This is a genomic window from Citrobacter cronae, assembly GCF_016893685.1.
Classification (GTDB): domain Bacteria; phylum Pseudomonadota; class Gammaproteobacteria; order Enterobacterales; family Enterobacteriaceae; genus Citrobacter; species Citrobacter werkmanii.
Window position 1 is genome coordinate 4,420,588 of record NZ_CP069763.1, and the last position, 12,787, is coordinate 4,433,374.

7 protein-coding genes are annotated in these 12,787 nt (G+C 55.0%); all 7 read left to right on the forward strand.

Going from position 1 to position 12,787, the window contains the following annotated elements:
• Positions 1-112 precede the first annotated feature (112 nt).
• The 7 genes from JSN25_RS19320 (at position 113) to trhP (ending at position 12,615) form a co-directional block, all read left to right on the forward strand.
• Positions 113-1,360, forward strand: a complete 1,248-nt coding sequence (locus JSN25_RS19320; RefSeq protein WP_199978656.1) for an MdtA/MuxA family multidrug efflux RND transporter periplasmic adaptor subunit — start codon at positions 113-115, stop codon at positions 1,358-1,360.
• Positions 1,360-4,482: an MdtB/MuxB family multidrug efflux RND transporter permease subunit gene (locus JSN25_RS19325; protein WP_085047915.1), complete on the forward strand. Its 3,123-nt coding sequence runs from the start codon at positions 1,360-1,362 to the stop codon at positions 4,480-4,482. The genes JSN25_RS19320 and JSN25_RS19325 overlap by 1 nt, the downstream gene beginning before the upstream one ends.
• Complete coding sequence (mdtC, locus tag JSN25_RS19330) at positions 4,483-7,563, forward strand: multidrug efflux RND transporter permease subunit MdtC (RefSeq protein WP_038641823.1); 3,081 nt, start codon at positions 4,483-4,485, stop codon at positions 7,561-7,563.
• On the forward strand, positions 7,560-8,966 hold the full coding sequence (mdtD, locus tag JSN25_RS19335) for an MFS transporter (RefSeq protein ID WP_038641826.1): 1,407 nt from the start codon (positions 7,560-7,562) through the stop codon (positions 8,964-8,966). Before mdtC ends, mdtD begins: the two co-directional genes overlap by 4 nt.
• Complete coding sequence (baeS, locus tag JSN25_RS19340; RefSeq protein ID WP_159120963.1) at positions 8,966-10,369, forward strand: envelope stress sensor histidine kinase BaeS; 1,404 nt, start codon at positions 8,966-8,968, stop codon at positions 10,367-10,369. Before mdtD ends, baeS begins: the two co-directional genes overlap by 1 nt.
• The gene (gene baeR / locus JSN25_RS19345) at positions 10,366-11,088 is read left to right on the forward strand and encodes an envelope stress response regulator BaeR (protein WP_038641831.1); all 723 of its coding nucleotides are present in this window, start codon (positions 10,366-10,368) and stop codon (positions 11,086-11,088) included. Before baeS ends, baeR begins: the two co-directional genes overlap by 4 nt.
• 165 nt (positions 11,089-11,253) lie before the next feature.
• On the forward strand, positions 11,254-12,615 hold the full coding sequence (gene trhP / locus JSN25_RS19350) for a prephenate-dependent tRNA uridine(34) hydroxylase TrhP (RefSeq protein ID WP_006683890.1): 1,362 nt from the start codon (positions 11,254-11,256) through the stop codon (positions 12,613-12,615).
• Positions 12,616-12,787: the final 172 nt, after the last annotated feature.

The window sequence follows — 12,787 nt, forward strand, 5'->3', positions numbered from 1 at the left end:
AGCATTCAGACGAATCCCGACAGTGTTTCATAATTCCTCCATTTTTCTCCCTTGTTCGCTGGCTAAACTAGTATCATTCCGCGAATCGTTTCAGGATGAGAAACTCATAACAATGAAAGGCAGTAACAAATCCCGCCGGGTGATAGCAATTGTGATCGTCGTGGCCGCCATCGCCGCATTCTGGTTCTGGCAAAGCCGCAGTGAACCCCAGGGAACCGCACCAGGCGCGACCAAACCAGCACAGCACTCGCCAGGGGCTGGGCGTCGTGGTATGCGTTCCGGGCCGTTGGCTCCCGTTCAGGCTGCCACCGCCACCGAGGAAGCCGTTCCACGTTATCTGACGGGGCTAGGCACCATTACTGCCGCCAATACCGCTACGGTGCGAAGCCGGGTAGATGGCCAGCTCATCGCGTTACACTTCGAGGAAGGGCAACAGGTAAAAGCTGGCGACCTGCTGGCAGAGATAGACCCCAGCCAGTTTAAAGTTGCACTGGCTCAGGCGCAGGGGCAACTGGCAAAAGATAAAGCCACGCTGGCGAATGCCCGTCGAGACCTTGCGCGTTATCAGCAGTTGGTAAAAACCAATCTGGTCTCCCGCCAGGAGCTGGATGCCCAACAGGCGCTGGTAAATGAGACGTTAGGGACAATCAAAGCGGATGAAGCCAGCGTCGCCAGCGCCCAATTGCAGCTCGACTGGAGCCGTATAACTGCCCCTGTCGATGGTCGGGTCGGTTTGAAGCAGGTGGATGTTGGCAACCAGATTTCCAGCAGCGATACCACCGGTATCGTCGTCATTACACAAACCCACCCTATCGACCTGATATTTACCTTACCTGAAAACGACATCGCCACCGTGTTACGGGCGCAAAAATCGGGAAACCCGCTGAAAGTCGAAGCCTGGGACCGTACTAATTCGCAAAAACTGAGCGAAGGCGTCCTGCTGAGTCTCGACAATCAGATCGACACGAGCACCGGAACCATCAAAGTTAAGGCCCGGTTTAACAATCAGGATGATGCCTTATTCCCGAACCAGTTCGTTAACGCCCGCATGCTGGTCGATACGGAACAAAATGCCGTAGTCATCCCTACGGCCGCCCTGCAAATGGGTAATGAAGGTCACTTTGTCTGGGTGCTGAACAGCGACAATAAGGTGAGTAAACACCTGGTGAAACCGGGTATCCAGGATAGCCAGAAAGTGGTGATTACCGCCGGGCTGTCCGCAGGAGATCGCGTGGTGACCGACGGTATTGACCGCCTGACGGAAGGGGCAAAAGTTGAAGTCGTGGAGGGGCAAGACGCCTCAGTGACTGACGAGAAAACTGCGCCGCGCGGCTACGGCAAAAAAGGAGCTAACTCCTGATGCAGGTGTTACCACCCGGCAACTCAGGCGGCCCATCGCGCCTGTTTATTCTGCGCCCCGTCGCCACCACGCTGCTGATGGTCGCCATTTTGTTGGCCGGTATTATCGGTTATCGTTTCTTGCCGATCGCCGCCTTACCGGAAGTGGATTACCCCACGATTCAGGTCGTAACGCTCTACCCCGGCGCCAGCCCGGACGTCATGACCTCGGCAGTGACCGCGCCGCTTGAACGTCAGTTTGGACAGATGTCCGGCTTAAAACAGATGTCATCGCAAAGTTCCGGCGGCGCCTCGGTCGTGACATTGCAGTTTCAACTGACGCTTCCGCTGGATGTCGCCGAGCAGGAAGTACAGGCCGCAATTAACGCCGCGACCAATTTATTACCAGGCGATCTGCCCAACCCGCCGGTTTACAGCAAGGTAAACCCGGCGGATCCACCAATCATGACGCTGGCTGTCACCTCCAGCGCCATGCCGATGACGCAGGTGGAAGATATGGTCGAAACCCGCGTCGCACAGAAAATCTCTCAGGTTTCCGGCGTGGGTCTGGTAACGCTTTCCGGTGGGCAACGTCCGGCCGTCCGCGTCAAGCTTAATGCGCAGGCCATTGCCGCGCTCGGTCTGACCAGCGAAACCATCCGTACGGCAATTACCGGCGCTAACGTCAACTCGGCCAAAGGCAGTCTTGATGGTCCAACGCGCGCCGTCACCCTCTCAGCTAACGACCAGATGCAGTCTGCAGATGAATATCGTCAGTTGATTATTGCCTATAAAAACGGTGCCCCGGTACGTCTGGGCGATGTCGCGACCGTGGAGCAAGGGGCAGAAAATAGCTGGCTGGGCGCATGGGCCAATAAGCAACAAGCCATTGTGATGAATGTTCAGCGCCAGCCTGGGGCAAACATCATTTCCACTGCTGACAGCATCCGCCAAATGCTGCCGCAGCTCACTGAAAGCCTGCCTAAATCAGTAAAAGTCAGCGTGCTTTCGGATCGTACAACCAATATTCGTGCATCCGTAGCTGATACCCAGTTTGAGCTGATGCTGGCGATTGCGCTGGTTGTTATGATTATCTACCTGTTTCTGCGCAATATCCCGGCGACGATTATACCCGCGGTCGCCGTTCCGCTGTCGCTAATCGGCACCTTTGCGGTCATGGTATTTCTTGATTTCTCTATCAATAACCTGACCTTAATGGCGCTAACCATCGCCACCGGTTTTGTGGTGGATGACGCCATCGTGGTGATTGAGAACATTTCACGTTATATCGAAAAAGGCGAAAAACCGCTGACCGCCGCCCTGAAAGGTGCGGGCGAGATTGGTTTTACCATCATCTCTCTGACATTTTCGCTGATCGCCGTGCTGATCCCACTGTTGTTTATGGGCGATATTGTCGGGCGATTGTTCCGCGAGTTTGCCGTAACGCTGGCCGTGGCGATCCTGATTTCTGCGGTGGTGTCGCTCACCCTTACGCCGATGATGTGCGCCCGCATGCTCAGCCAGGCATCGTTACGTAAACAGAACCGCTTCTCTCGCGCTTCGGAACGGATGTTTGATCGCGTCATCGCCGGGTACGGCCACTGGCTGGCAAAGGTGCTCAACCATCCGTGGCTGACGCTCAGCGTGGCGCTTGGCACGCTGGCGCTGAGCGTCATGCTGTGGATCTTTATTCCAAAAGGATTCTTCCCGATACAGGATAACGGCATCATTCAGGGCACGTTGCAGGCGCCGCAGTCCAGTTCGTTTGCCAGCATGGCCCAGCGTCAGCGTCAGGTTTCAGATGTCATCCTGCAAGATCCGGCGGTTGAGAGCCTGACCGCTTTTGTTGGCGTGGACGGCACCAATCCAGCATTAAACAGCGCACGTATGCAAATCAACCTTAAGCCACTGGATGAACGCGACGATCGCGTGCAGAAAGTGATCGCGCGGTTACAAGAGGCAGTAAACAACGTTCCCGGCGTCGACCTCTATCTTCAGCCTACGCAGGACCTGACGATTGATACTCAGGTCAGCCGGACGCAATATCAATTCACGCTGCAAGCAACCTCCCTGGATGCGCTCAGCACCTGGGTTCCCCAACTGTTGGAAAAGCTACAACAGCTACCGCAGGTGTCTGATGTCAGCAGTGACTGGCAGGACAAAGGGCTGGTAGCCTATGTGAACGTCAATCGCGACAGCGCCAGCCGTTTAGGTATCAGCATGGCGGATGTCGATAACGCCCTGTACAACGCCTTCGGCCAGCGTCTGATTTCAACCATCTATACGCAGGCAAACCAGTATCGCGTCGTGTTAGAACATGACACCAACACGACGCCAGGGCTTGCGGCCATGGACACTGTTCGTCTGACCAGTAGCGACGGCGGCGTGGTGCCGCTCAGCGCTATCGCCAGCATTGAACAGCGTTTTGCCCCACTGTCGATTAACCATCTCGATCAGTTCCCGGTGACAACCATCTCGTTCAATGTGCCAGACGACTATTCATTGGGCGATGCGGTACAGGCGATTCTGGATGCCGAAAAAACGCTTAACCTGCCAGCGAACATTACCACCCAGTTCCAGGGCAGTACGTTGGCCTTCCAGGCCGCGTTGGGCAACACTATCTGGCTAATTGTGGCAGCGGTTGTCGCGATGTATATCGTACTCGGCGTGCTGTATGAAAGCTTTATTCACCCGATTACCATTCTCTCCACGCTGCCCACGGCAGGCGTTGGCGCACTGCTGGCGTTAATGATTGCCGGCAGCGAACTGGACGTCATTGCGATTATCGGCATTATTTTGCTCATCGGTATCGTCAAGAAAAACGCCATCATGATGATCGACTTTGCCCTGGCCGCAGAGCGCGAACAGGGTATGGCGCCGCGTGAAGCTATTTTCCAGGCCTGCCTGCTGCGTTTTCGCCCAATCCTGATGACCACGCTGGCGGCGCTGCTGGGCGCGTTGCCCCTGATGTTAAGTACCGGTGTGGGTGCTGAATTACGCCGTCCATTAGGGATTGGTATGGTCGGTGGTCTGCTGTTAAGCCAGGTATTAACGCTGTTCACCACCCCGGTGATTTATCTGCTGTTTGATCGTTTGTCGCTGTATGTGAAAAGCCGTTTCCCACGTCAGGAAGAGGAAGCGTAAATGAAATTTTTCGCGCTTTTCATTCATCGTCCGGTGGCGACTATTCTCATTTCTGTGGCCATCACTCTGTGCGGCATACTGGGCTTTCGTCTGCTGCCGGTGGCCCCGCTGCCGCAGGTGGATTTCCCGGTGATTATGGTTAGCGCCTCATTACCCGGCGCATCTCCTGAAACGATGGCCTCCTCCGTCGCCACCCCGCTGGAGCGCTCTCTGGGCCGCATCGCGGGCGTGAATGAAATGACCTCAAGCAGTTCGCTTGGCAGCACACGCATTATTCTCGAATTTAATTTCGACCGTGACATCAACGGCGCTGCGCGAGACGTTCAGGCCGCGATTAACGCCGCACAAAGCCTGCTACCAAGCGGAATGCCCAGTCGCCCAACGTACCGCAAAGCCAACCCTTCCGACGCGCCGATTATGATCCTGACGCTCACTTCTGATACGTATTCTCAGGGTGAGTTGTACGATTTCGCCTCGACCCAACTGGCGCAAACCATCGCGCAAATCGACGGCGTCGGTGACGTGGATGTGGGAGGCAGTTCTCTGCCCGCCGTGCGTGTAGGACTCAACCCGCAAGCGTTGTTTAACCAGGGAGTCTCACTCGACGACGTGCGTAGCGCAATTGATAACGCCAACGTACGTAAGCCGCAGGGAGCTATCGAGAGTGAAACCCATCGTTGGCAGGTACAAACCAACGATGAGCTAAAAACGGCAGCCGAATACCAACCCATTATCATCCACTACAATAACGGCGCTGCGGTGAGGTTAGGTGACGTTGCGTCGGTGAGCGACTCGGTGCAGGACGTGCGCAATGCGGGGATGACCAATGCCAAACCGGCCATCCTGCTGATGATCCGCAAACTACCGGAAGCCAATATCATTCAGACGGTAGACAGCATCCGGGCCAAACTACCGGAGTTACAAGCCCTGGTCCCGGCCGCCATCGACCTGCAAATTGCCCAGGACCGCTCTCCGACCATTCGCGCCTCGCTGGAGGAAGTTGAACAGACGCTGATTATCTCTGTGGCGCTGGTCATCCTGGTGGTCTTTGTCTTTCTGCGTTCCGGACGCGCAACACTTATCCCCGCCGTCGCGGTTCCGGTCTCGCTAATCGGCACATTTGCCGCCATGTATTTGTGCGGATTCAGCCTGAACAACCTGTCGTTAATGGCGCTAACCATTGCCACGGGTTTTGTCGTCGATGACGCCATCGTGGTACTGGAAAATATTGCCCGCCATCTGGAAGCCGGAATGAAACCACTTCAGGCAGCGTTACAAGGCACGCGCGAAGTCGGTTTTACGGTGCTCTCCATGAGCCTGTCACTGGTGGCAGTGTTTCTGCCGCTGCTGCTGATGGGCGGCCTGCCGGGGCGGCTGTTACGCGAATTTGCCGTCACGCTGTCGGTTGCCATCGGCATTTCCCTGCTGGTGTCGCTGACATTAACGCCAATGATGTGCGGCTGGATGCTTAAATCCAGCGCCCCGCGCGCGCAGACGCGTAAGCGGGGATTTGGTCGCGTGTTGGTAGCGCTGCAACAGAGTTACGGCACATCGCTTAAATGGGTACTGCGCCATACGCGCCTGGTGGGCGTGGTATTACTCGGTACCATTGCGCTGAATATTTGGCTCTACATCTCCATCCCGAAAACCTTCTTCCCTGAGCAGGATACAGGCGTATTGATGGGTGGGATCCAGGCTGACCAAAGCATCTCTTTCCAGGCGATGCGCGGCAAACTGCAGGACTTTATGCAGATCATCCGCGACGATCCGGCGGTGAATAACGTCACTGGCTTCACCGGCGGTTCCCGGGTCAATAGCGGGATGATGTTTATTACCCTCAAGCCACGCGATGAACGCCGTGAAAGCGCGCAACAGGTGATCGACCGCCTGCGCGTCGCGCTGGCAAAAGAGCCGGGCGCGAATCTGTTTCTGATGGCAGTGCAGGATATTCGCGTCGGCGGACGACAGGCCAACGCCAGCTATCAGTACACATTGCTGTCCGACGACCTGGCGGCGCTGCGTGAATGGGAACCTAAAATTCGTAAGGCGTTAGCCGCCCTGCCCCAACTGGCGGACGTCAATTCCGATCAGCAGGACAATGGCGCGGAGATGAATCTGATTTACGATCGCGACACCATGTCCCGTCTGGGAATCGATGTTGCCGCCGCCAACAGCCTATTGAATAACGCTTTCGGACAACGACAGATTTCGACAATTTATCAACCGATGAACCAGTACAAAGTCGTGATGGAGGTCGATCGACGTTACACCCAGGATATTAGCGCGCTGGACAAAATGTTCGTCATCAACAATGACGGTAAGGCGATCCCGTTATCGTACTTTGCCAAATGGCAACCGGCGAATGCCCCGCTGTCGGTGAATCATCAGGGCTTGTCCGCCGCGTCAACGGTGTCGTTTAACCTGCCGACGGGCTCTTCACTTTCTGAAGCGACAGAGGCCATCAACAGGACGATGACCCAGCTTGGCGTGCCCTCAACGGTTCGCGGTAGTTTTGCTGGTACCGCGCAGGTCTTTCAGGACACCATGAACTCGCAGGTGATCCTGATTATCGCGGCCATCGCAACGGTCTACATCGTGTTAGGTATGCTGTATGAAAGTTATGTTCACCCTCTGACTATTCTTTCCACACTGCCTTCAGCGGGCGTCGGGGCGTTACTGGCACTGGAGCTATTCAATGCCCCGTTCAGCCTAATCGCCCTGATAGGGATCATGCTATTAATTGGTATTGTGAAGAAAAACGCCATCATGATGGTCGATTTTGCGTTGGAAGCGCAGAGAAACGGTAAGTTGCAACCGGAGGAAGCCATTTTCCAGGCTTGCCTGTTACGCTTTCGCCCAATAATGATGACCACGCTGGCTGCGCTGTTTGGCGCGCTGCCGCTGGTGTTATCCGCAGGTGATGGCTCCGAACTGCGCCAGCCATTAGGGATCACCATCGTCGGCGGGCTGGTAGTGAGTCAACTCCTGACGCTGTACACCACGCCCGTGGTGTATCTCTTTTTCGACCGTCTGCGTCTGCGTTTTTCGCGTAAAAATAGCAAACCGGTAGCCGAGTTATGACAGAACTTCCCGACAGCACCCGCTGGCAACTTTGGATTGTGGCATTTGGCTTTTTTATGCAGTCGCTGGATACCACCATCGTCAATACCGCGCTTCCTTCGATGGCCGCCAGCCTCGGAGAAAGCCCGTTACATATGCATATGGTCATTGTGTCGTATGTATTAACCGTTGCCGTAATGCTGCCTGCCAGCGGATGGCTGGCCGATAAAGTTGGCGTGCGCAATATCTTCTTCACCGCCATCATCCTGTTTACGCTTGGCTCGCTGTTTTGCGCCTGGTCCGGCACGCTCAATGAGCTGGTGATGGCGCGCGTCTTACAAGGCGTTGGCGGCGCGATGATGGTGCCGGTTGGCAGGCTAACGGTGATGAAAATCGTCCCGCGTGAGCAATATATGGCGGCGATGACGTTTGTCACGTTACCCGGTCAGATTGGCCCATTGCTGGGTCCGGCGTTAGGCGGCGTTCTGGTTGAGTATGCTTCCTGGCACTGGATATTTTTGCTGAACATTCCGGTTGGTATTGTCGGCGCGATAGCAACGTTAATGCTGATGCCCAACTACACGATGCAAACGCGACGCTTTGATCTTTCGGGATTCGCGATGCTGGCGGTCGGCATGGCGGTGCTAACGGTGGCGCTCGATGGCAGTAAAGGAACCGGCATCTCCGGTATTACGCTGGCAGCGCTGGTTATCTGCGGGGTGTTGGCTATTGCGCTGTATCTGAAACACGCCCATCGTAATCCACGCGCGCTGTTTAGTTTGAATCTGTTTCACACACCAACCTTCTCGTTAGGTCTGCTCGGCAGTTTTGCCGGACGCATCGGCAGCGGTATGCTGCCGTTTATGACGCCGGTGTTTTTACAGATTGGCCTCGGTTTTTCACCTTTTCATGCCGGGCTGATGATGGTCCCGATGGTCCTCGGCAGTATGAGCATGAAGCGCATTGTGGTACAGGTCGTTAACCGCTTTGGCTACCGTCGCGTACTGATCGCCACAACGCTTGGCCTGTCGCTGGTCAGCCTGTTGCTGATGACCACCGCGTTGCTCGGCTGGTATTACGCCCTGCCCTTGGTGCTGTTCTTACAGGGAATGGTCAACTCAACGCGTTTTTCGTCCATGAATACCCTTACGCTTAAAGACCTGCCAGACGATCTCGCCAGCAGCGGCAACAGCCTGCTGTCGATGATCATGCAATTGTCGATGAGTATCGGGGTGACTATCGCTGGCCTGTTGCTAGGTATGTTTGGCCAGCAGCATATCGACAGCGGCAGTACGCATACCGTCTTTATGTATACCTGGCTGTGCATTGCATTCATTATTGCGCTGCCCGCCATTATTTTTGCCCGCGTGCCGAACGACACGCAAACTAACGCGGTGATCTCACGGCGCAGAAGGAGCACCTGATGAAGTTCTGGCGGCCCGGTATTACCGGCAAACTGTTTCTGGCGATTTTCGCCACCTGCATCGTGTTGCTGATCAGTATGCACTGGGCCGTACGCATTAGCTTCGAACGGGGTTTTATTGACTATATCAAACACGGTAACGAGCAGCGTCTGCAAATGCTCAGCGACGCGTTGAGCGAGCAGTATGAACAGCATGGCAACTGGCGGTTCTTACGCAATAACGATCGTTTTGTTTTTCAGATCCTGCGCTCATTTGAACACGACAACGACGATGATAAACCTGGTCCCGGCATGCCGCCGCACGGCTGGCGTACCCAGTTTTGGGTTGTTGATCAAAACGCTCGCGTGTTGGTCGGCCCGCGCGCTCCGGTCCCTCACGACGGTATGCGCCATCCTATCCGCGTCAACGGTCGCGAAGTGGGCGCCGTGATTGCCTCTCCCGTAGAGCGCTTAACGCGAAATACGGATATCAATTTCGACATGCAGCAAAGACGCTCCAGCTGGCTTATCGTCGCGCTCTCCACAATTCTGGCGGCGCTGGCAACGTTTACGCTGGCGCGCAGCCTGTTGGCCCCGGTCAAGCGACTGGTGGAAGGCACGCATAAACTGGCGGCAGGCGATTTCACCACCCGCGTTGCGCCGACCAGTACCGATGAGCTGGGCAAACTGGCGCAAGACTTCAACCAGCTTGCCAGTACGCTGGAAAAAAACCAGCAGATGCGGCGTGACTTTATGGCCGATATTTCTCACGAACTGCGTACGCCGTTGGCGGTGCTACGCGGCGAGCTGGAAGCCATTCAGGATGGCGTACGCCAGTTTACCCCTGACTCCATTACCTCTTTACAGGCAGAAGTCGCAACGCTCACCAAACTGGTGGACGATCTTCATCAACTCTCCATGTCCGATGAAGGCGCGCTGGCCTATCAGAAAACATCGCTGGATCTTATTCCCCTGCTGGAAGTGGCAAGCGGTGCATTTCGTGAACGCTTTGCCAGTCGTGGATTGACGATACAACTTTCTCTCCCGGACAGCATGACGGTATTTGGCGACAGAGATCGTCTGATGCAATTATTCAACAATCTGCTGGAAAACAGCCTGCGCTATACCGACAGCGGCGGCGGGCTGCATATCAGCGCCGAACAACGTGAACGCATGGTGTTATTAACCTTCGCGGATTCCGCTCCCGGCGTGAGTGAAGAACAATTGCAGAAGCTGTTTGAACGGTTTTATCGCACCGAAGGCTCGCGTAACCGCGCCAGCGGAGGTTCCGGCTTGGGGCTGGCGATTTGCGTCAATATCGTCCAGGCGCATAATGGTCTGATCCGCGCCGCCCATTCGCCTTTTGGCGGGGTTAGCATTACAGTAGAGCTACCGCTCGAACGCGATTTACAGAGAGATGTATGACAGAGTTACCCATTGATGAAAACACGCCGCGTATTCTGATCGTGGAAGACGAACCCAAGCTGGGACAACTGCTTATCGACTATCTGCGGGCGGCAAGCTACGCGCCTACGCTCATCAGCCATGGCGATCTGGTTCTGCCTTACGTACGTCAAACGCCGCCCGATCTGATCTTATTGGATCTGATGCTGCCCGGCACCGATGGCCTGACCCTGTGTCGGGAAATTCGCCGTTTCTCTGAAGTTCCCATCATGATGGTAACCGCAAAAATCGAAGAGATTGATCGCCTGCTGGGACTGGAGATTGGTGCGGATGATTATATTTGTAAACCCTACAGTCCGCGCGAAGTCGTCGCTCGCGTGAAGACGATCCTGCGTCGTTGTAAACCTCAGCGCGAACTGCAACAAATGGATGCAGACAGCCCGCTGATTGTCGACGAAAGTCGTTTTCAGGCGTCATGGCGGGGGAAAATGCTCGACTTAACGCCCGCGGAATTCCGCTTACTCAAAACGCTGTCACATGAGCCGGGAAAAGTGTTCTCCCGCGAGCAGTTGCTCAACCATCTGTATGACGATTACCGCGTCGTTACCGATCGAACCATCGACAGCCATATTAAGAACCTGCGACGCAAGCTGGAATCGCTGGATGCGGAGCAGTCATTTATCCGCGCGGTGTATGGCGTAGGGTATCGCTGGGAAGCCGATGCGTGCCGAATTGCGTAATCAGCGATAGTCCAAATGATATCGGGTAAGGCGAAGCGACCACCAGCACAATGACTTTACCTGCCCGCCCCTCAGCGCTACAATGCCCGCCCTTAATATGGGGGCACTCCCCTAACCGCCTCATTAAGTGAGGCGAGTCTGACCTGTCATCAGAACGAGATAATTATGTTTAAACCGGAACTCCTTTCCCCGGCGGGAACGCTGAAAAATATGCGTTACGCTTTCGCCTATGGCGCAGATGCTGTCTATGCGGGCCAACCGCGTTATTCACTGCGCGTACGCAACAACGAATTCAACCACGAAAACCTGCAGCTCGGCATTAATGAAGCCCATGAACTGGGTAAAAAATTCTATGTGGTGGTTAACATCGCGCCGCACAATGCCAAGCTGAAAACCTTCATTCGTGATTTGAAACCGGTGGTGGAAATGGGGCCGGATGCGCTGATCATGTCGGACCCGGGTCTGATTATGCTGGTGCGCGAGAACTTCCCTGACATGGATATTCACCTGTCGGTGCAGGCTAACGCCGTTAACTGGGCGACGGTCAAATTCTGGAAGCAGATGGGGCTGACCCGCGTGATCCTCTCTCGTGAACTGTCGCTGGAAGAAATTGAAGAGATCCGTACCCAGGTGCCCGATATGGAGATTGAGATCTTCGTTCACGGCGCATTGTGCATGGCCTATTCCGGGCGCTGCCTGCTCTCTGGTTACATCAACAAGCGCGATCCTAACCAGGGCACCTGTACCAATGCCTGCCGCTGGGAATACAACGTGCAGGAAGGAAAAGAAGACGTGGTGGGCAATATCGTCCATAAGTACGAGCCGATCCCGGTACAAAACGTCGAACCCACGCTGGGGATTGGCGCGCCGACAGATAAAGTCTTTATGATTGAAGAAGCCCAGCGACCGGGTGAGTACATGACCGCGTTCGAAGACGAGCACGGCACTTACATCATGAACTCGAAGGATTTGCGTGCCATTGCCCACGTTGAGCGTCTGACGCAGATGGGCGTGCATTCGCTGAAGATCGAAGGCCGTACCAAGTCATACTATTACTGCGCACGTACCGCGCAGGTTTATCGCAAAGCGATTGATGATGCCGCTGCCGGCAAACCGTTCGATCCGCAACTGCTGGAGACGCTGGAAGGTCTTGCGCATCGCGGTTACACCGAAGGATTCCTGCGCCGCCATACGCATGACGACTATCAGAACTACGAATACGGTTTCTCTGTGTCGGAGCGTCAGCAGTTTGTTGGCGAATTTACCGGCGAACGTAAAGGCGAACTTGCAGCCGTACTGGTGAAAAACAAATTCACCGTCGGCGACAGCCTGGAGTTGATGACCCCACAGGGCAATATCAACTTTACCCTTGAGCAGATGGAAAACGCGAAAGGCGAAGCCATGCCGGTTGCTCCGGGCGATGGTTACACCGTGTGGATGCCGGTACCTGAGGATATCGATCTGAATTATGCCTTGTTAATGCGTAATTTTGCCGGTGAGTCCACGCGCAACCCGCATGCTAAGTAGTTAATTACGGTTATTTTTCAGCGATCGGAAGATTCTTAGAAATCGATCACATACCGTTTCGTTCATTAAGGGTATTATCCCACCCGCTGAAAAACATAACCCATAAATGCTAGCTGTACCAGGAACCACCTCCTTAGCCTGCGTAATCTCCCTTACGCAGGCTTATTTTTTT